A 19,777-nucleotide genomic window follows, 5' to 3' on the forward strand; every position below is an offset into this window, starting at 1 on the left:
TGGGGTCTATGGGCCCCTATCGAGGTGTCCTATTTCATTGGACCATGACAATCTTCCCGTTCGGCGTGGTCGCGGCCGACTGGATCAAACAGAGGAACCGCGTGCAAGTGCGTTCCCTGCAGGCCGCCCCTGGCGCCACGCCCACCGCAGCCCAATTGGCCGCCCAGCAGGGACAGACCCTGGCCCTGCAAGGCAATGGCAGCAGCTGGTCGGCCAGCGCCGGCGTGGGCATCAGCCTGCGCCAATGGTTCCGCGAAAGCCACTACAGCACGGCCCAGTCCTATCTGGACTGGTCCATGCAGTACCGCTTCAACATCGGCGGCGGCCAGGCCGACCGCGCCAAGGGCCTGTTCATGACGCTGACGCTGTCCTATTGAAAGCCCCGCCCCGCCGCCGCCACCACACAGACAAGAGAAAAGGAGAAAGCTCCCATGGATTCGACCAAGCAAGCACCCCGCCCCGCCCTGCACGGACTGCGCTCGGGCATGGCGCGCGCCGCACGCGGGCTGGCCGGCTGCGCCCTGGTGCTGGGCGCGCTGGCAGCGCAGGGAACGGCACAGGCACAGGCACAGGCACAGGACAGCTCCTCCATCGTTCTCAGGGGCAAGGACGGCTGGCTGTTTCCGGGCTGGGGCAGCCTGACCCAGGTGGACCGCGCCGGCATCACGGAATCCACGCGGCTGATCACCGAGGCGCGCAACCTGCTGGCCGCGCGCGGCGTGAAGCTGCAGGTGCTGCTGCTGCCCGACAAGGTGCGCTTCTACGCTGACAAAATGCCCGATGGCAAGGCCATGAGCGCCGATGTCCAGGGCCGCTACAAGCAGGTGCTGCAGGCGCTGCAGGGCGCAGGCATTCCCAGCTTCGACGACGAGGCCGTGCTGCGCACCGTGCGCGACAGCGGCAAGGACGTGTTCTACCGCACCGACCAGCACTGGACCCAGGCGGCGGCCGACGCCACGGCCGAAGCCACGGCCCGCATGGTCCAGGGCGAGGTGCCCCAGCTGGCGGGCCGCGCCGGCAGCGGCCTGGCCCTGGGCGACACCGTCACCGAGCGCCGCTATGGCGACCTGGCCGAGCTCTTTCTCACCGCCGAAGAGCGCAAGCAGGTGGGCCGCGAGGTCTATACCGTGCGCCGCCAGGCCCCCGCCAAGGGCCTGCTCGACGACGAGCCCGCGCCCGTCCATGTGACGGGCCACAGCATGGTCCAGCCCTACTTCGGCTTTCCGCAAAAGCTCTCCAGCCTGCTGGACCGCCCCGTCTCGCTGAACTGGAAGCCCGGCAACGTGGGCCAGTGGACCATGCTGCTGGAATATCTGGAGTCACCTGCCTTCAAGGCCCACAAGCCCCAGGTGCTGGTGTGGCAGATGTTCGAGCCTACCTACAGCTACGGTCCCAACGCGGCCGGCCAGTGGGACAACGCCTCCCTCATGCCCAGCGCCACCTGGCTGGAGCGGCTGCGCGCCGCACTCAAGGGCTGACCCGTGGACCAAGCCGCGCAAGACCTGCAAACCGACAAGGGCCACCGGCGCAATGCCTGGATCTGGGGCGCCCTGCTGCTGTCGGGCCTGGCCTGGGGTGGCTGGTCGCTGGCCCGCCACGGCCCCAAGGCCGGCGAGCTGCAGCTGTCGGCCTGGCTCGATGGCCGCGCGGGCACGGCGCTGAACAAGGGCCTGCGCCTGCCCGCCCAGTCTTCGCTGGAGACGGGCCAGGCCGCGCTGCGCTATCGCCTGCTGGGCGATACGGGCGCGCAGGTGGCCCTGGGCTGCCCGCAGTGGATGTTCTACCGCGACGGCCTGCGGCCCCAGCCCGGGGTAGGCGCCGCGCCCTTCGAGGCGCGCCAGCGCCTGCTGCGCCACTGGACACGGCAGTTGCAGGACAAGGGCATTGCCACCCTGGTGGTGGCCGTGCCCGACAAGTCGCGCATCGAGGCCGACCACCTGTGCGGCCTGCCCGTGGCACCCGTGATGCTCCAGCGCCTGGACCTGTGGCAGCAGCGCCTGCAGGCCGACGGCATTGCCTTTGCCGACCTGCGCCCCGCCCTGCAGGCCCAGGAGCAGACGCAGCCCGTGTTCTTTCGCACCGACGTGCACATGAACGCCGAGGGCGCACGCGCCGCCGCCCTGGCCGTGGCCCGGGCCGCGCTGCCGCTGCTGGGCGGGCAGCGCGGCAGCCAGGCCTTCGAGGAGTCTGCACCCGGGCCGCTGCAGCCCTTGCCCGGCGACCTGCTGGCCCTGGCCGGCCTGGCCGACGCACCGGCAGGCTGGCGCCCGCAGCGCGACGAAATACGCCCCCAGGCCATCACCCCCGTGCGCGGCGGCGGCCTGCTGGACGAGACGCCGCCCGTGCAGGTGCTGCTGGCCGGCAGCTCCAACGGCCTGCGCAGCAATTTCGCGCCACAGCTGGGCCGCGCGCTGGGCCATGAAGTCTGGAACCTCAGCATGGATGGCGGCCAGTTCAGCGGCGCCATGGTGGCCGCGCTCAAGCGCCGCGCCTCCTGGCCGGCCAGCCTGCGGCTGGTGATCTGGGAGTTCTCGGAAAACACCTTGTCCCTGCCCCTGACGGACGATGAAAAAGCGGCGCTCAAGGATCTGGACGCCGCCTCCCCGCCTGCGTGAAACCGCCCGCTACATGCTGTTCAACTCCTATCTTTTCCTGCTGCTGTTCCTGCCCATCGCGCTGGCGGGCCACTACCTGGCCGGCGCCATCAGCCTGCGGCTGGCCGCGTTCTGGCTGTGCCTGACGTCCTTCGTCTTCTATGGCTGGTGGAACCCGCAGTTCGTCGCCCTGCTGGCCCTGTCCATTGCCTTCAACTACGTGGTGAGCCGGCTGATCCTGCGCTTTGCCGGCCATGCGCGGCTGCAGGGGCTGGTGACTGCGCTGGGCGTGGGCGCGGACCTGGCGGCACTGTTCCACTACAAGTACTTCGCCACGCTGTTCAACTTCCTGGGCGAATGGGGGCTGACGCAGGGCGGCATGCACGAGCTGATCCTGCCCCTGGGCATCTCGTTCTTCACCTTCACCCAGATCGGCTACCTGCTGGACTGCCGCTCGGGCATCGTCAAGGAACGCAGCCTGCTCAGCTACGTGCTGTTCGTCACCTTCTTCCCGCACCTGATTGCCGGGCCCATCCTGCACCACAAGGAAATGATGCCGCAGTTCGCGCAGCCGGATAACTACCGGTTCCGCGCGGACAACCTGTCCATCGGGGGCACGCTGTTCGTGATCGGCCTGGCCAAGAAGGTGCTGCTGGCCGACGAGATCGCACCCTATGCGGACGCCGGCTTCGCCGCGCCCGGCGAGCTGCAGTTCTGGGCCGCCTGGGGCGCGAGCCTCAGCTACGCGCTGCAGCTGTACTTCGACTTCTCGGGCTATTCGGACATGGCCCTGGGCCTGGCGCGCATGTTCGGCATCCGTTTCCCGCTGAACTTCAACTCGCCCTACAAGGCCGGCAGCATCATCGACTTCTGGGCGCGCTGGCACATGACGCTGACGCGCTACCTCACGGCCTACCTGTACTACCCCGTGGCCATGGCCATCTCGCGCGCACGCGAAAAGCGCGGGCTGTCCGTGGGATCGAGCGCCGCGCGCACGCCGGGCGGCTTTGCGGCCACCATCGTCGTGCCCACGCTGTTCACCATGGGGCTGGCGGGCATCTGGCACGGCGCCGGCCTGCAGTACGTGATCTTCGGCCTGCTGCATGCCTTCTACCTGTCGGTCAACCATGCCTGGCGCATCTTCGTGGTCAGCCGCAAGCCGGCCGCCGCCCGCAAATCGGGCCGGGGCGTGCAGGCGCTGTGCGTTGTCATCACCTTCATCGCCGTGCTCATCGCCCAGACCTTCTTCCGCGCCCACGGCGTGGGCGACGCCATGCTGCTGCTCAAGGGCATGGCCGGCCTGCGCGGCGTGGAGGCGCTGGAGTCGCTGTCCCACGTCCAGGGACTGGCACTGGGCGATGCCATCCGCCTGGCCATAGGCCACCATATGCAGCTGGCCCTGGTGCTGCTGCTGCTGGCCATTGCCTGGTTCACGCCCAATGCCCACCAGATCCTGGGCCGCTTCTCGCCCGCCATGTTCAAGGTGCAGGAGGCGCCCCGGGCCTGGATGCACTGGCGCCCCAGCGCGGGCTGGACGGCCGTGACCCTGGTCCTGCTCTTCCTGTGCCTGGTCAACCTGCACAAGGAAACCCGCTTCCTGTATTTCCAGTTCTGAAACGCCTGTTGGAGAAAAAAGCATGTCCCACAATGACATCGAAACCAAGATTGCCCAGATCATCGGAGCCATCATCCTGACCTCGGTCGAGCCCGATACGCTGCTGCTCGAATCGGGCCTGGTGGACTCGCTGTCCGCCGTGGACGTGGCCCTGGCCATCGAGAAGGAATTCGGCGTCAAGATACCGCCATCGGAGATCGACCTGCACCTGGAGTCCGTGCAAACGCTGGCGCAGTACGTGGCCGAGCAGCGCAAGGCGTGATGAGACGCCGGCACTGTCGGCCCGGCCTGCGCAGCCATCCCCATCCATCCACCGCCGCAAGGAGCCCGCATGCGATTCAGTTTTGACCGCTTCGACTTCATCGAGCCCGACGCCGGCACGCAGCGGCCGGCCGTCATCGATGCCGCCGGCACGCTGGACTGGCAGCAACTGGCCCAGGCCGTGGAGCAATGGGAGCAGCAGGCGCTGGCGCGCGGCGCTCGCCGCGACGAGCCGCTGCTGATCACGGGGCACAAGGAGACGGCCTTTCTCGTGGCCATCCTCGGCTGCCTGCGCCTGGGCGTGCCCTTCGTGCCGGTGGACGTGATCAACCCGCCCGAGCGCATGGCGCGCATCGCCACGCTGGTGCAAGCCGGCCTGCACTACGACGCGCAGGCCCGCAGCTTTGTGGACACCGGCATCGCCGCGCAGCCGCTGCAGGAAAAATCGCTGGCCTACATCATGTTCACCTCGGGCAGCACGGGCGATCCCAAGGGCGTGCAGATCGGGCGCGAGAGCATGGGCCTGTTCGCCGGCTGGATACGCGACTGCCTGGCCCTGGGCGAGGCGCCGGTGTTCATGGACCAGATGCTGTTCAGCTTCGACTTTTCGCTGTTCAACTGGATGGGCGCCCTGGTCACGGGCGGTGCATGCGTGCTGTGCGCGCGCGAGACCATTGCCGACCGCCAGGCCTTTGCCGCCTACCTGGCGCGCACCCATGTGAACGTCTGGGCATCCACGCCCTCCTTCGTGCGCCAGCAGCTGCTGGATGCCGACTTCGACCAGCAGCACCTGCCCGACCTGCGCGTCTTCGTCTTCGGCGCCGAATCGCTCACGCCCACCGTGGCCGAGGCGCTGTGGAGCCGCTTTCCCCAGGCGCGCATCATCAACTCCTACGGCCCCACCGAGGCCACCTGCTCCACCACCTGGGTGGAGATCGACCCCGCGCTGCGCCAGCGCGCGCCGCTGCCCTTTCCCATCGGCCGGGCCAAGCCCTATGCCGACGTCTTCCTGGACGAAGGCGAGATCTGCGTGGCCGGCGACCATGTGATGCGCGGCTACCTCAACCGCCCCGACCTGCACGCCACACGCATGTTCATGCGCAACGGCAAGCGCGGCTACCGCACGGGCGACCTGGGCGAGATCGACGGCGAGGGCCTGGTCACCTTCCACGGCCGGCGCGACGACCAGATCAAGATGCACGGCTACCGCATCGAGCTGGCCGAGGTCGATGCCGTGCTGGCCACCCTGCCCGGCGTGCGCGCGGGCGCGGCGGTGGCACTCAAGCGGCCCGACGGCTTCATCGTGCGCATGATCGGCTTCGTGGACCTGGACCGCAGCGGCCCGCCCGGCATGCACCCCCTGCCCGAAGACCTGGCCGGATGGCGCGAACTGCTGGCCCAGCGCGTGCCGCCCTACATGATTCCGTCGGAACTGCTGGCCTGCCATGGCTTTCCGCTGACCCAGACCGACAAGGCCGACCGCAAGCAACTGGAGCGCATGTACCTCGACTCGCGCATGCGCCCCGCCCAATGAAACAAGGATCTGCAGGCATGACTTCCGTTTTTTCCGCTGTGAGGCGCCAAGCACTGTTCACCCTGGCCGGGCTGGCGGCCCTGTCCTGCCTGCCTGCAGCGCATGCCGAAGGCACGCTGGCCCAGCTGTACGCCGCGCGCCCCCCCGCAGGCTCGTCCTTCGTGCGCGTGGTCCACCCCGACGCGGGCAGCCTGCGCGTGAAGATCGCCGACGGCCCCGAGCAGACGCTGTCCGGCAGCAAGCCGGCCAGCAGCTACGCCATCGTCAAGGGCGACACGCCCTTTGCCATCCAGCTGGACGGCAAGAGCGCCGGCAGCATGAAGGTGGCGCCGGGCAGCTTCACCACCCTGGTGCCGCAGCGCCAGGGCAAGAACGCGGCCACGCGCTTCACGGCCATCGACGACTCCGGCGGCAGCCAGGACGCGCTCAAGGCCGAGCTGCGTTTCTACAATCTCACCACGGACTGCCCCCAGGGCAGCCTGCAGGTCGCGCCTGCGGGCACGCCCCTGTTCACCGGCGTGGCGCCGGCCGCATCGGCCAGCCGCTCCATCAACCCGGTCAGCGCCCAGCTCAGTGCCAGCTGCGCCAAGGCCGTCAGCGCGCCGCTGGCACTGCCCCAGCTGCAGCCCGGCGACCACTACAGCCTGTTCATGACGGGTACGGCCGCCTCCCCCGTGCTGCGCGGCCAGGCCAGCGCCACCGACACCTACCGCCCCTGACCCAGCCCAAGGAGACCGACACAGACATGCGCACCCGCTCCGTATTGCGTGAAGACCACCTGCTGTTCAAGGAACAGGTGGACCGATTCGTGGCCACCGAGATCCTGCCCCACATCAATGACTGGGAGGCAGAGGGCATCACGCCGCGCGCCCTGTGGCGCAAGGCTGGCGACAGCGGCCTGCTCAATTGCGACCTGCCCCCGCCCTACGGCCAGGGCGGGGACTTCGGCCACGCGGCCGTGGTCATCGAGGCGCTGGCGCGTGCCAACTGCCTGGGCATCGGCTTTTCCATCCACTCCGACATGGTGGCGCCCTATCTCTGGAACTTCGGCACGCAGGTGCAGAAGGACCGCTGGCTGCCGCGCATGGCCACGGGCGAGCTGATCGGCGCCATCGCGCTGACCGAGCCCGGCGCGGGCAGCGACCTCAAGGCCGTGCGCACGCGCGCCCGCCGCAAGAGCGAGAGTGAGGGCGGCGGCTACGTGCTCAACGGCCAGAAGACCTTCATCACCAACGGCGTCAACGCCGGCCTGATGGTGGTGCTGGCCAGCACCGAGCCCGACCTGGGCGCGCGCGGCCTGTCGCTGTTCGTGGTGGAAGAAGGCATGAAGGGCCTGGGCAAGGGCCCGGCGCTGCGCAAGATAGGCCAGCACAGCCAGGACACCTGCGAGCTGTTCTTCGACGAACTGCACCTGCCGGCCGACCACCTGCTGGGGCGCGAGAACGCAGCCTTCGAGCATGTGACCCAGGAACTGGCGCAGGAGCGGCTGGCGATCGCGCTGCGCGCGGCGGCCTCCACCGAAGGCATGCTGGACGAGGCCGCCGAGTTCGTGCGCAACCGCAAGGTCTTCGGGCGCCGCGTGCTCGACTACCAGAACACCCGCTTCAAGTTCGCCGACGCCCTGGCCAGGACCACCATGCTGCGCGTCTTCCTGGACGACTGCCTGGCCCAGCACCTGGAAGGCTCGCTGGACTCCGTCACCGCCGCCATGGCCAAGCTCAACGCCACCGAGCTGCAGGGCCAGGTGCTGGACGAGCTGCTGCAGCTGCACGGCGGCTACGGCTACATGGCGGAATACGGCATCGGCCGTGCCTGGGCCGATGCAAGGGCACTGCGCATCTTCGGCGGAAGCAGCGAGATCCTGCGAGAGATCATCGCCAAGCGCTTCTGACCCGGCCGCCTGCCGCTCAGCGCGCGGCGGATTTCCACCCGCGCAGCAGTTGCCGGGCTTCGGGCGTGTCGTTCAGCACCCAGGGATCGATGGCGAAGGCAACGACGCGCTGGGCGCCGTAGTCGCGGGCCACGTCCCATTGGCGACGCACGCGCTCGAAGCTGGCCGTGCGCGCCTGGAAGTCCGAGCCATCGGGCCGCGCGGGCGGCAGTTGCTCGAACAGCTCCACGATGAGATCGAACGGCGCCCTGCGCTCGAGCAGCATCTGCTGCAGCGGCGCCAGCGCCTCGTAGTTGCCCAGGCCCGCCACGCCCACGCCGTCCTGCACCATGGGGCGCAGGGACACGCGGTCCAGCAGGATGCTCCACAGCGTGGGCAGGCTGCCCAGGGTCTGCAGCTGGCTGAAATAGGTGGAGATGCCGGGCACCTGGCCGGATGTGGCCGCTGCCGCCTGGGCCAGCGGTTGCAGCGCGCTCACCAGCAGATCGATGCGCTCGGGCGCGGCCCAGTGGTACTGCTCCAGCTCGTAGGGGATGTACCAGCCGCGAAAGGCCGCATGGCGCGGCCAGGTGCTGGCGTACATGTGGCTGGCGCCCAGCTCGGCGATATGCGCCAGGTAGGGCGCAGGGCCTGCGGCGTTGTCAAGGCTGATCTGCTTCCACCAGCGCTCGTCATAGGGCAGGCCCAGGTGCACGCCCATGCCCAGTTCGGTGCAGATGTCCAGCAGGTCGGCGATCTGCGCGTCGGCCAGCATCCAGCTGTCCGCCTCGGTATCGCCCAGCAGGCCGCTCCATTGCACGAACAGCTCGCGGCAGCCCAGCGCCTGGGTGGCGGCCAGGCGCTGGCGCCATTGGTCGCGCGGCATCTCCAGATGGCTGCGCCACGGCTGCAGGAAACTGCCCGACACGGGCGCCGAGGCCGCGCAACCGACCAGCGAGGCACAGGCGGCGGCCACGCCGGCGCCGAGGAATTCGCGTCTGGACAAATGCATGTTGGGGACGGCCGCAAGGCTGCGTGAAGGCAAGCGCCAAGAATACAGCCAAGCGGCACCGCCCCGCCCCAAGGGGGCCGGCCCAGCGGGGGTTGACCCGGCCGGGCTGAGGGTTGATGCGCGGCGAAGGCGGCTTCAGAACGAGTGCACGACGCCCGCGTAAAGCCCCTGCTGGCCGGAGCCGGGCAGCGGCTTGCCGCTGTTGGCCTCCACCGAGAACGAGGCTGTGCCCCCGTTGGAGAGGGTGCCGACCGTGCCATACAGCATGGTGCGCCGGGAAAGATGGTAGTTGGCCCCCAGGCTCAGCAGGCTGGCGCCGCCGCCACTGCGGTTGGCGCGGTAGGCGCCGCCCACCAGCACCAGCGCCGGCGTGGCCTGGTAGTTGGCGCCCATCCAGTAGGTCTGCTGCCTGCGGGCGCCTGCCGGGTTGTCGGCGTCGGCCACCGTCAGGAGGCCTGACCGGATCTGGCTGTAGCCCGTGAACAGCTTGAGGCCGCCCACGCGGTAGGTTGCGCCCACCGTGTAAAGGCGCGATGCCGCGTAGAGCGAACTGAACGCGCCGTTGCCGTCGCGGATTTCCTCGTAGAAGGCCTTGAGCACCAGCGGCCCCTGCTCATAGCCCACGCTGACGGCGGCCTGGCGCCCGGCCCGGGAACGGCCCGCCTCCCCGTTCAGCCCCAGCTGGGTGCGAAACGAGAGCCCGCCCCAGGCCGGCGACTGGTAGCTGATGGCATTGGGGCGCGACCCCCAGGTCCGGTTGCCCTGCAGCGTGCCCGCGCCCATGGCCTGCAGGCCCATGGGGTCCAGCGCCCAGACCTCGCCGTCCGGAATGCCCATGGCCCGGCCCAGCAGCAGCGTGCCGTATGTCTGGCTTCGCAGGCCGACCACCGCATAGCGGCTGAAGAAGCTGTCGCCCACCGTGCCGTCGTCGGCCGAGAACTGGCTTTCGAGATGGAAGACGGCGCTCAGGCCGCCACCCAGGTCCTCGGCCCCGCGCAGCCCCCACCAGGTCGCGCCCCATTGCCCGGCGTGCCGGAGTTGACCGGAAGACCGGCCCGGCCCCTCGGCAATGCGGTTCATATAGTCGACACCGCTGACGATGCGCCCATACAGCGTGACGCTGCCTTGCGCCGCGGCCAGACTGGCTGCGCCGGCCAGCGCCGCAGCGCACAGGCAAGGTACGGTGGCCCGGGCCGCAGGGCCCCGCAGGGCGTGGTGGATTGCAGATGTCATGACGTTGTCCTCCCTTGGTTTTCATGCCTCGATGCCGGATGGCCTCAGGCGCCCAGCCGCTCCACGAGCGCGCGCAGCGTCTCGTAGCCCTTTTTCGCGTATGCGTAGCCGGGCGCGATGGCGGGGTCCTGCTCGGCCTCGACCACCAGCCAGCCCTGGTAGCCGGCATCCCTGAGCGTGCGCAGCACCGCCTCGAAGTCGAGCGCGCCGTCACCCGGCACCGTGAAGATGCCGTTGACCACGCCCTGCAGAAAGCTCCAGTCGCCCTGGCGCGCCTGGGCAATCACCTGGGGACGCACATCCTTGCAATGCACATGCGCCACGCGCGCCACATGTTTTTTCAGCAGCGCCGCCGGATCGGCCGCGCCGCCGTAGTAGGCATGGCCGGTATCGAACAGCAGAAAGACCTTGCGCGGATCGGTCAGCGCCATCAGGCGGTCCACATCCTGCGGGGATTCCACCTGGGCGCCCATGTGGTGGTGATAGGCCAGCCGGATGCCGTAACACTCCAGCAGGTGCGCGCCAAAGGCATCCAGCCGCCACGCATAGCGCTGCCAGGCCGCATCGTCGGCAAAGCGCGGGCGCCGGGACACAGGCGTGCCCATCTGCCCCTGGACCGTGCCCGCGCATTCGCCATAGACCACCACGTCGACGCCGTTGTGGCGCAGCCTGTCCATGTGGGGCTTGCAGCGCTCGGCCTCGGCGGCAAGGGCCTGGTCGTCGCTGCCCGCATCGGCCTGCGCCAGAAAGCCCGAGTACCAGCCGGAGACGCAGGCCAGCCCGTACGCGTCGAGCCTGGCCTTGAGCGCGGGGCCGGTTTTCGGAAACTTGTTGCCCAGCTCGAAACCCGCGTAGCCGATCTCGGCGCCCTCCTTCAGTGCCGTGTCCAGCGGCGTATCGCCCCCCAGCGAAGGGAGGTCGTCGTTCATCCAGGACAGGGGATTGATACCGATGCGAACCTTCCAGTTCATGCGAGTCCTCCTTGGGGCAGATAGGCGCCTAGACAGTTAGGCAGATGGGCAGAAGTCGGGCGGGGCGACGGTGGCGCGGCGTCAGCGCCGCTGGCCTGCCTTGTGGTGCAGGTACTCGCGCCGCGCGCCCTGGACCTCGGGGCGGCCCGAGACCTCGGGCACGGCAACCTCCCACCAGGCGCCGCCGTCGGCCGTGGTGCGGTGGTGGGTGGTGTCTATCACCAGCACCTGGCTGCGGCGGGACGCCCGCGCACGCAGCATTTCGCGGCGCAGTTCCTGCACACCGCCCACGTGGACGGCCTCCGCCCCCATGGCAGCGGCGTGGCGGGCGAAATCGATGGACGAGCGCTCGCCGCCCTCGGGCACGCAGTCGTCGAGCATGTTGTTGAAGCTGGCGCCGCCGCAGCGGATCTGCAGCCGCTCTATGCAGCCGTAGCCACGGTTGTCCAGCACCACGACGATGATCTTTCGGCCCAGCAGCACCGAGGTGGCCAGCTCGGCGTTGAGCATCATGTAGGAGCCATCGCCCACGACCACGATGACCTCGCGCTCGGGCCTTGCCAGCTTCACGCCCAGGCCGCCCGCGATCTCGTAGCCCATGCAGGAATACGCATAGTCCACGTGGTAGTTGCCCGGCAGGCCGCTGCGCCACAGCTTGTGCAGCTCGGCCGGCAGCGTGCCGGCCGCGCAGACCACGACGTCATTGCGGGCGCTGTCCAGCCCTGAGTCGGCGGCAGACTCGCGCAAGGCCCCGATCACCTCGGCGTCACAGGGCAGCTCGCCCTGGGGCGCGTGCAATGTCAGCTCCGCCACGCGCTGTGCCCAGGCTGAGGCCCGGGCGCGCAGCTCTTCGGTCCACCGTGGATCGGCCCGCCAGCCGGCCAATCCTGCACCCAGCTGGGCCAGGCCAATACGGGCATCGGCCACCAGCTGGCGGCCACGCTTCCTGGCGGCATCGAAGGGCTGCACGTTCAGGCCCAGCACCGTGGCCTGGCTGTACAGCGCCTGCGAGCCGCTGGTGAAATCCTGCTGCCGCGTGCCGATGGCCAGCAGCACATCGCAGTGCCGGGCCGCGTGGTTGGCAGCCGGCGAGCCGGTCACGCCGATGGCGCCCAGGTTGAGGGCATGGTCCCAGGCCAGGCTGCCCTTGCCGGCCTGCGACTCGGCCACCGGCACGCCATGCGTTTCGGCAAACACGCGCAAGGCCTCCCAGGCCTGGCTGTACAGCACGCCGCCGCCCGCCACGATCAGCGGCCTTTTGGCGCAGGCCAGCAAGGCCACGGCCTGCTCCAGCTCGGCGGCATCGGCCGGCGGGCGACGCTGGAGGATCAGCGGCGGGTGGAAGAAATCCATGGGCCAGTCGAAGGCCTGGGTCTGCACGTCCTGCGGCAGCGCAAGGCAGGCGGGGCCGCACTGCGCCGGGTCGGTCATGACCTGGATGGCGCGCGGCAAGGCCGCCAGCAATTGCCCGGGCTGCATGATGCGGTCGAAGTAGCGCGTGACCGGACGCAGGCAGTCGTTGGCGCTCAGATCACCCTGCTCGAAGCTCTCCACCTGCTGCAGGACGGGATCGGGCAGGCGCGAGGCAAAGATGTCCCCCGGCAGCAGCAGCAGCGGCAGGCGCGCCACATGCGCCAGCGCGGCGGAGGTCACCAGGTTGGTGGCGCCGGGGCCGATGCTGGAGGTCACGGCCATCATGCGCTGGCGGAAATGGGTCTTGGCAAAGGCCACGGCCGCATGGGCCATGCCCTGTTCGCTGTGGGCGCGAAAGGTGGGCAGCCTGTGCCTGTCGGCATGCAGGGCCTCGCCCAGCCCGGCCACGTTGCCATGCCCAAAGATGGCGAACACGCCGCCGCAATAGGGCTGGATGGAGGTGCTGCCGTCCGGCTGCACGACCTCGGCCCGCAAGGCCGCCAGGTAGCGGACCAGCGCCTGGCTGACGGTCAATCTCACAGTGCTTGTCATGGCTTGCCTTGTCTCCGATGTCCGCCGTTCAGAACATGGTCAAAAGATTAAAACTATTGGAAATTAATTTCCTTAGGTGTAATCACTTAGAAATTAATTTCCAAAATTTCACGACGCGGAACTACAGTTCTCCTCACGGTCCGGTGCAATCCGGTGTGTGGCGAGTCCATGCGGGGCCTGCATGCGCCCCGCTGCCGCTCAGGAACAAGGAGACGAGGGATGAGTAAAAGACACCTGCTGGCTGCCATTGCCGCAGCCCTTCTGGCCGCCCTGCCGTTGCATGGTCAGGCTCAGGCTCAGGCACAGCCACGGGCAGCGCAGGCCCAGGCCCCGGTGCAGCCCCTCAGGATCGGCGTGGCGATGGCGCTGTTTGACGACACGGGCCTGACCATCCTGCGCAACGGCATCGTCGATGCAGCGAAAAAGCACGGAGCCGGCGTGCAGATCGAGGACGCCAGCAACGACGTGGGCAAGCAGCTGAGCCAGATCCAGAACATGATTGCCCAGCGGGCCGACGCCATCATCGTCAACCCGGTCGATACCGACGCCACGCCCAAGATCACCCGCATGGTGAGCGCCGCCCGGATTCCGCTGGTCTACGTGAACCGCCAGCCCGTGGATTTCGACAAGCTGCCCGCAGGCACTGCCGTGGTCGCGTCCGATGAAAAGCTGTCGGGCACGCTGCAGGCCCGCCAGGTCTGCAAGCTGCTGGGCGGCCGGGGCGACCTGCTGGTGCTGATGGGCGAGCTGTCCAACGACTCGGCGCGCGTGCGCACCCGCGACATCGAGGAAGTGCTGGCGACCCGCGAGTGCGCAGGCATGAAGATCCTGGACAAGCGCGAAGGCAAATGGAGCCGCACGCAGGGGCAGGACATCACCATGAACTGGCTGAGTTCGGGCATGAAGTTCGACGCCATCCTCGCCAACAACGACGAGATGGCGATAGGCGCCATCAACGCGCTGAAGTCGGCCAGGAAATGGACGCCCGACATGATCGTGGCCGGCATAGACGCCACGCCGGACGGGCTGGCGTCCATGAAGAACGGCGACCTCAAGGTCTCCGTCTTCCAGAACCTGGCGGGCCAGGGCGCCAATGCCGTCGATGCCGCCCTGCGCCTGGCCGGCAAGCAGGCCGTGGAGCGCTTCATGAACGTGCCCTTCGAACTGGTCACGCCCGAGAACATGGACCAGTACGCCAGGCCTTGAGCCGGCCTCGCCTGGTCCGCGTCGCCCCGTCACCCCCGCCACCTCTTCACAACCTGTCCTCCAAGGAGTGCCCATGCCCACCGTCTCGCCGGGCAGGCCGCAGGCCGCCCCCTGGCCAGCAGCTTCCCCATCCCCTGCTGGCGACTGGCTTCTGGAAGTGCGTGGCGTGGGCAAGTCGTTTCCCGGCGTCGTGGCACTGGCCGATGTGCAGCTGCGCGTGCGCAGCGCCAGCGTGCATGCGCTGATGGGCGAGAACGGCGCCGGCAAATCCACGCTGATGAAGATCATTGCCGGCATGCATGCGCCCGACCAGGGCGAGATCCGCCTCAGGGGCAGGCCCGTCACGCTGCACGGCCCGCTGGATGCGCTGCAGCAGGGCATTGCCATGATCCACCAGGAGCTGAACCTCATGCCCGGCATGAGCGTGGCCGAGAACATCTGGATTGGCCGCGAGCCGCTCAACCGCCTCGGCCTGGTCGACCACCGCCAGCTGCGCCAGCGCACGCAGGCGCTGTTCGACCGGCTGGCCATCGGCATCGATCCCGGGGCCGAGGTGCGCACGCTGACCGTGGCCAGCCGCCAGATGGTGGAGATCGCCAAGGCCGTGTCCTTCGACTCCGAGGTGCTGATCATGGACGAGCCCACGTCCGCGCTCACCGACAGGGAGGTGGAGCACCTGTTTCGGATCATCGGCCACCTGCGCAGCCAGGGCAAAGGCATCGTCTACATCACGCACAAGATGAACGAGCTGTTCGAGATCGCCGACGAGTTCTCGGTGTTCCGTGATGGCCGCTACATAGGCACGCATGCGGCCGCCGACGTCACGCGCGACGACATCATCCGCATGATGGTGGGGCGCGAGATCACACAGATGTTCCCCAAGCAGGACGTGGCCCTGGGCGACGTGGTGCTGTCCGTGGACGGGCTGGGCGTGCAGGGCGTGTTCAGCGGCCTGGGCTTCGAGCTGCGCGCCGGGGAAATCCTGGGCGTGGCCGGCCTCGTGGGCTCCGGGCGCTCCAATCTGGCCGAGGCGCTGTTCGGCGTGGTGCCCGCCACCAGCGGCGAGATCCGCATCGACGGCCGGCCGGTGAAGATCGACTCGCCCGCGCAGGCCATGCGGCACGGCATGGCCTTTCTCACCGAGGACCGCAAGGACACCGGCTGCTTCATGGGCCTGGACCTGCAGGCCAACATGGAGATGGCGGTGCTGAGCAGCCGCCATGTGAAGTGCGGCTTCGTCGAGCGGGCTGCGCTGCGCCGCGACTGCGAGCACATGGCGCGCACGCTGCGCATCAAGTCGCCCGGCCTGCATGAACAGATACAGAACCTGTCGGGCGGCAACCAGCAAAAGCTGCTGATCGGCCGCTGGCTGCTGACGCGGCCCCGCATCCTCATCCTCGACGAGCCCACGCGCGGCATCGATGTCGGCGCCAAGGCCGAGATCCACCGCCTTGTCGGCACGCTGGCCGCCGAGGGCGCGGCCGTGCTGATGATTTCCTCGGAGATGCCCGAAGTGCTGGGCATTAGCGACCGCATCCTGGTCATGCATGAGGGACGCATGACGGGCATCGTCGAGCGCAGGGACGCCGACCAGGTACGGATCATGGAACTGGCTTCCCGCTGAGCCGGGGACCCCAAGCGGAGACAGGCAAGATGAGCAATACCCCATCGATTTCGCAGGCCCCCTCCCCGCCCGGCCCGGGCACCGGCCCGCTGCACCGGGCCAGGCGGCCGCCGGAACTGAGCATCTTTCTGGTGCTGCTGGGCATTGCACTGTTCTTCGAGGCGGCCGGCTGGCTCACCGTGGGCCAGAGCTTTTTGCTCAACGCTGAGCGGCTGCAGATCATCGTGCTGCAGATGGCGGTGATCGGCATCATCGCCGTGGGCGTCAACCTCGTCATCATCACCGGCGGCATCGACCTGTCGTCGGGCTCGGTGGTGGCCGCCACCGCCGTGGTGTCCGCCAGCCTGGCACAGGTGTCCGACTTTCCGCGTGCCGTGTTCCCGCAGCTGACCGACCTGCCCGTGGTCTGGCCGGTGGCGGCCGGCATGTGCGTGGGCCTGATGGTCGGCCTGCTCAACGGCTCGCTGATCGCCTTCACGGGCATTCCGCCCTTCATTGCCACGCTGGGCACCATGGTGGCCGCACGCGGCTTTGCCAAGTGGTTCACCAACGGCACGCCCGTCTCCATGCTGACCGACGACTTCGCAGCGATCGGCTCCGGCGCCCATCCGGTGATCATCTTTCTGGTGCTCGCCGCCGTCTTCCACGTGGTGCTGCGCCATACGCGCTTCGGCAAATTCACCTATGCCATCGGCTCCAACCGCCAGGCAGCCGTGGTTTCGGGCATCAACGTGCAGCGGCATCTGGTCTGGGTCTACATGATTGCCGGCCTGCTCGGCGGCATCGCCGGCACGGTGACGGCGGCGCGGGCCATCTCGGGCCAGTCGGGCATGGGTGTCATGTACGAGCTCGATGCGATTGCCGCCGTGGTGATCGGCGGCACCTCGCTGGCCGGCGGCATGGGCCGCATCACCGGCACGGTGATCGGCGTGCTGATCCTGGGCGTCATGACCTCGGGCTTCACCTTCATCCGCATCGACGCCTACTACCAGGAGATGGTCAAGGGCGCCATCATCGTCGGGGCCGTGGTCGCCGACCAGTACCGCAACAAGAAGGCGCGGCGCTGACGGCGCGCCCTGCAGGCAGACACCATGAAAATCGCCCTCGATCCCTACATGATCCGGCACGAGCCGCTGGACCGGCTGCCGCAGGCCGTGGCCGAACTGGGCTATGCGCACATCGAGCTGTCGCCGCGCAGCGATTTCCTGGACTGGTGGGTGATGCCGCGCGCCACCAAGGAGCGCATGGCCGCATTCCGCCAGGCCATGCGCGCCAGCGGCGTGGCACTGGCATCGCTGCAGCCCATGTACCGCTGGGCCAGCCCGTTCGAGGACGAACGGCAATGGGCGATGCGCTGCTGGAAGAAGGCCATCGAGGTGGCCATCGAGATGGAGTGCGCGCTGATGGTCTCGGAGTTCGGCCGTGGAGCCTCGCCCGAGCGCTCGGTGAACGGTCCTGCCGGCGCGAATCCGAAGGAGATGTGCGAGGCCGCCTGGTTCCGCTCCATGGACGAGTTGCTGCCCATCCTGGAGCGCGAAGGCATCACGCTGTCCGTGGAGCCGCATCCGGAGGACTGGATAGAGCAGCTGCAGCCGGCCATGGACATCGTGAGGAACATGGGCTCGAAGGCGCTGCGGCTGTCCTATATCGCCCCGCACACCTTCCACTACGGCGGCGACATGGCCGCCATGCTGCGCGAAGCCGCGCCGCTGCTGGCCCATGTGCGCGTGGCCGACACCTTCGACCACAGGAAGAGCAGCCAGCTGCGCTACATCGTCAACCCGCCGGGCTCGCACCACATCCGCGTGCACCAGCACCTGGACATGGGACAGGGCGAGATCGACTGGGACCTGTTCTTCGGCACGCTGGGCAGCGCCGGCTTCGACGGCGTTCTGTCGTCCTGCGTGTTCGCCTGGGAAGAGCGTGCGGCCGAATCCAGCCGCTTCATGCGCCAGCAGATACAGCAACAGCTGGAAAGGCATTTCCCGGACCGCTTTGCGCCCCTGACCACCGCTTCCCACCCGAGTCCCGGCCCATGACGAATCCCATCCATTTCGCCATCAACCGCATCAGCGCCTCTCGCATGCCGTTTGCCGGCTACCTGGCCATGTGCCGGCGCCTGGGCGTGTCGGCCATCGAGATCCGCAACGACCTGCCCCATGCCGAGACCTGCGACGGCACGGCGCCCGCCGCCATCCAGGCCGCGGCGCGGCAGGCCGACATCACCATCGTGTCCATCAACGCGCTGTATCCCTTCGACGTTTTCGACGCCGGCCTGGAGCGCAAGGCGCGCGCGCTGGCGGCGTACGCGCGTGACTGCGGCGCCCGGGCCCTGGTCATGTGCCCGTTGAACGACAGGGCCGACCCGCGCACGCCCGGCCAGCGGCGGCGCGACCTGGTGCATGCCCTCAGGCAGCTGCGCCCCCTCCTCGATGGCCATGGCGTGCAGGGACTGGTCGAGCCCCTGGGCTTTGCCGAGTGCGCGCTGCGCCGCAAGTCCGATGCCGTCGAGGCGATCTACGGCGCAGCCGGCGAACGCCACTTCAGGCTGGTGCACGACAGCTTCCACCACTACCTGGCCGGCGAAGACATCTTCTTTCCCGACCTGACCGGGCTGGTGCATGTCTCGGGCGTCGAGGACCACCGGCTCGAAGACGGCCAGATGCGCGACGGCCACCGCGTGCTGGTCGGCGAAGGAGACCGCCTGGGCAACATCGCCCAGTTGCGAGAACTGCTCGATCGCGGCTATGGCGGCCCGGTCTCGTTCGAGCCGTTCGCGGCCCGGATCACGGACGCGGACAGCAACGAAGCCCTGCTGCGCCAGAGCATGGACTTCATCCGCCATTCATTGCTTTGAAAGAAGGGAACCATATGACGCTGCAGATCGGAGCAATAGGCTGCGGAGCCATCGGACAAGACCACATCCGCAGGATCTCCCGGGTGCTGTCGGGCGCCCGGGTGGTGGCGGTGACAGACATCGATGCGCAGCAGGCGCGGGACGTGGTGGCCGGACATGATCCGGCCATCGAGATCATGGACAGCGGCCGGGCGCTGATCGCCGCGCCACAGGTGCAGGCGGTGCTGGTCACCTCCTGGGGTCCCTCGCACGAGGAACTGGTGCTGGAGGCCATCGCCCACGGCAAGCCCGTGTTCTGTGAAAAGCCGCTGGCGGTAACCGCCGCAGGCTGCATGCGCATCGTGCAAGCGGAGGTGGCGCAGGGCCGGCGCCTGGTGCAGGTCGGCTTCATGCGCCCCTACGACGCGGGCTACCGTGCGCTGCGCCATGTCATCGCCGCCGGCGAGATTGGCGCGCCCCTGATGGTGCACTGCGCGCACCGCAATCCCACGGTGGCCGGGGGCTACACCACCAGCATGGCCATCACCGACACGCTGATCCACGAGCTCGATGTCCTGCGCTGGCTGCTGGACGACGACTACGCCAGCGCCCAGGTGGTGTTCCCCAGGAAGACGCGCCACGCATTGCCGCATCTGAACGATCCGCAGATCATCCTGCTGGAGACCGTGGGCGGTGTGCGCATTGACGTGGAGGTATTCGTCAACTGCCGGTACGGCTACGACATCCAGTGCGAAGTGGTGGGCGAGACGGGCATCGCGCGCCTGCCGGAGCCTGCGGCCGTGCCCATGAAGCGCGCGGCCAGCAGCTGCACGCCCCTGCTGACCGACTGGAAGCAGCGCTTCATCGCCGCCTACGACGCGGAGCTGCAGGCCTTCATCGACGGCGTGCGCGACCGGCAACTGACAGGTCCCTCGGCCTGGGACGGCTACGCCGCCGCAGTGGCCGCCGATGCCTGCCTGCTGGCGCAGTCCTCCGGCGCGATAGAGCACATGGCGAGCGCAGCGCGCCCGGCGTTCTACCAGCCCTGAGCCCCTG

The 19,777-nt window shown here is 68.6% G+C and carries 17 protein-coding genes and 1 pseudogene; 14 read left to right on the forward strand and 4 right to left on the reverse strand.

Translation table 11 applies throughout. The annotated features are described in order from the left end of the window. Window positions 1–44: 44 nt before the first annotated feature. From U6958_RS21675 to U6958_RS21710, 8 genes and pseudogenes are all read left to right on the forward strand, one after another. Window positions 45–377, forward strand: a pseudogene (locus tag U6958_RS21675) (bacteriophage N4 adsorption protein A); the annotation flags it as partial. A 54-nt stretch (window positions 378–431) separates the two neighbouring features. Beyond that, a complete protein-coding gene (locus U6958_RS21680; protein ID WP_074923384.1) occupies window positions 432–1,478 on the forward strand; it encodes an alginate O-acetyltransferase AlgX-related protein in 1,047 nt (348 codons plus the stop codon). Window positions 1,479–1,481: 3 nt separating this feature from the next. Next, a complete protein-coding gene (locus tag U6958_RS21685; protein ID WP_016449887.1) occupies window positions 1,482–2,615 on the forward strand; it encodes an alginate O-acetyltransferase AlgX-related protein in 1,134 nt (377 codons plus the stop codon). A 13-nt stretch (window positions 2,616–2,628) separates the two neighbouring features. Continuing rightward, window positions 2,629–4,209, forward strand: a complete 1,581-nt coding sequence (locus U6958_RS21690) for an MBOAT family protein (RefSeq protein ID WP_074923385.1) — start codon at window positions 2,629–2,631, stop codon at window positions 4,207–4,209. Between the two features lie 22 nt (window positions 4,210–4,231). Next, entirely contained in the window at window positions 4,232–4,471 is a 240-nt protein-coding gene (locus U6958_RS21695; RefSeq protein ID WP_016449889.1) for an acyl carrier protein, read from the forward strand. A gap of 69 nt (window positions 4,472–4,540) precedes the next feature. Continuing rightward, window positions 4,541–6,004 (forward strand): AMP-binding protein, encoded by a 1,464-nt coding sequence (locus U6958_RS21700; protein ID WP_074923386.1) that lies wholly within the window; start codon window positions 4,541–4,543, stop codon window positions 6,002–6,004. A 17-nt stretch (window positions 6,005–6,021) separates the two neighbouring features. Further along, a complete protein-coding gene (locus tag U6958_RS21705; RefSeq protein ID WP_016449891.1) occupies window positions 6,022–6,723 on the forward strand; it encodes an alginate O-acetyltransferase AlgF in 702 nt (233 codons plus the stop codon). A 26-nt stretch (window positions 6,724–6,749) separates the two neighbouring features. Beyond that, window positions 6,750–7,895, forward strand: a complete 1,146-nt coding sequence (locus tag U6958_RS21710; RefSeq protein WP_047327189.1) for an acyl-CoA dehydrogenase family protein — start codon at window positions 6,750–6,752, stop codon at window positions 7,893–7,895. Between the two features lie 16 nt (window positions 7,896–7,911). On the opposite strand, the gene U6958_RS21715 is transcribed toward U6958_RS21710, so the two are convergent. The 4 genes from U6958_RS21715 to iolD all read right to left on the reverse strand — a co-directional run bounded on the left by U6958_RS21715 (window position 7,912) and on the right by iolD (window position 13,055). Further along, entirely contained in the window at window positions 7,912–8,886 is a 975-nt protein-coding gene (locus U6958_RS21715; RefSeq protein WP_074923387.1) for a DUF4434 domain-containing protein, read from the reverse strand. A 135-nt stretch (window positions 8,887–9,021) separates the two neighbouring features. Next, the gene (locus U6958_RS21720) at window positions 9,022–10,119 is read right to left on the reverse strand and encodes a porin (protein ID WP_074923388.1); all 1,098 of its coding nucleotides are present in this window, start codon (window positions 10,117–10,119) and stop codon (window positions 9,022–9,024) included. A 44-nt stretch (window positions 10,120–10,163) separates the two neighbouring features. Further along, window positions 10,164–11,090, reverse strand: a complete 927-nt coding sequence (iolE, locus tag U6958_RS21725; protein ID WP_074923389.1) for a myo-inosose-2 dehydratase — start codon at window positions 11,088–11,090, stop codon at window positions 10,164–10,166. A gap of 81 nt (window positions 11,091–11,171) precedes the next feature. Next, window positions 11,172–13,055, reverse strand: coding sequence for a 3D-(3,5/4)-trihydroxycyclohexane-1,2-dione acylhydrolase (decyclizing) (iolD, locus tag U6958_RS21730; RefSeq protein WP_074923390.1), 1,884 nt, complete (start codon window positions 13,053–13,055; stop codon window positions 11,172–11,174). 219 nt (window positions 13,056–13,274) lie between these two features. Between iolD and U6958_RS21735 the strand changes: the two genes are divergently transcribed. The 6 genes from U6958_RS21735 to U6958_RS21760 all read left to right on the forward strand — a co-directional run bounded on the left by U6958_RS21735 (window position 13,275) and on the right by U6958_RS21760 (window position 19,770). Beyond that, entirely contained in the window at window positions 13,275–14,261 is a 987-nt protein-coding gene (locus U6958_RS21735; protein ID WP_143044659.1) for a sugar ABC transporter substrate-binding protein, read from the forward strand. A 73-nt stretch (window positions 14,262–14,334) separates the two neighbouring features. Next, the gene (locus U6958_RS21740) at window positions 14,335–15,885 is read left to right on the forward strand and encodes a sugar ABC transporter ATP-binding protein (protein ID WP_074923392.1); all 1,551 of its coding nucleotides are present in this window, start codon (window positions 14,335–14,337) and stop codon (window positions 15,883–15,885) included. A gap of 29 nt (window positions 15,886–15,914) precedes the next feature. Further along, window positions 15,915–16,952 (forward strand): ABC transporter permease, encoded by a 1,038-nt coding sequence (locus tag U6958_RS21745; RefSeq protein ID WP_074923393.1) that lies wholly within the window; start codon window positions 15,915–15,917, stop codon window positions 16,950–16,952. 24 nt (window positions 16,953–16,976) lie between these two features. Next, a complete protein-coding gene (locus U6958_RS21750) occupies window positions 16,977–17,924 on the forward strand; it encodes a sugar phosphate isomerase/epimerase family protein (RefSeq protein ID WP_016449900.1) in 948 nt (315 codons plus the stop codon). Continuing rightward, complete coding sequence (locus U6958_RS21755) at window positions 17,921–18,742, forward strand: TIM barrel protein (protein WP_034365010.1); 822 nt, start codon at window positions 17,921–17,923, stop codon at window positions 18,740–18,742. The genes U6958_RS21750 and U6958_RS21755 overlap by 4 nt, the downstream gene beginning before the upstream one ends. Before the next feature lie 14 nt (window positions 18,743–18,756). Next, a complete protein-coding gene (locus tag U6958_RS21760; protein ID WP_074923394.1) occupies window positions 18,757–19,770 on the forward strand; it encodes a Gfo/Idh/MocA family protein in 1,014 nt (337 codons plus the stop codon). The last annotated feature ends 7 nt before the right edge of the window (window positions 19,771–19,777 follow it).

It is taken from the genome of Delftia lacustris (genome assembly GCF_040267515.1).
In the GTDB taxonomy this organism is placed as follows: Bacteria; Pseudomonadota; Gammaproteobacteria; order Burkholderiales; family Burkholderiaceae_C; genus Comamonas; species Comamonas tsuruhatensis.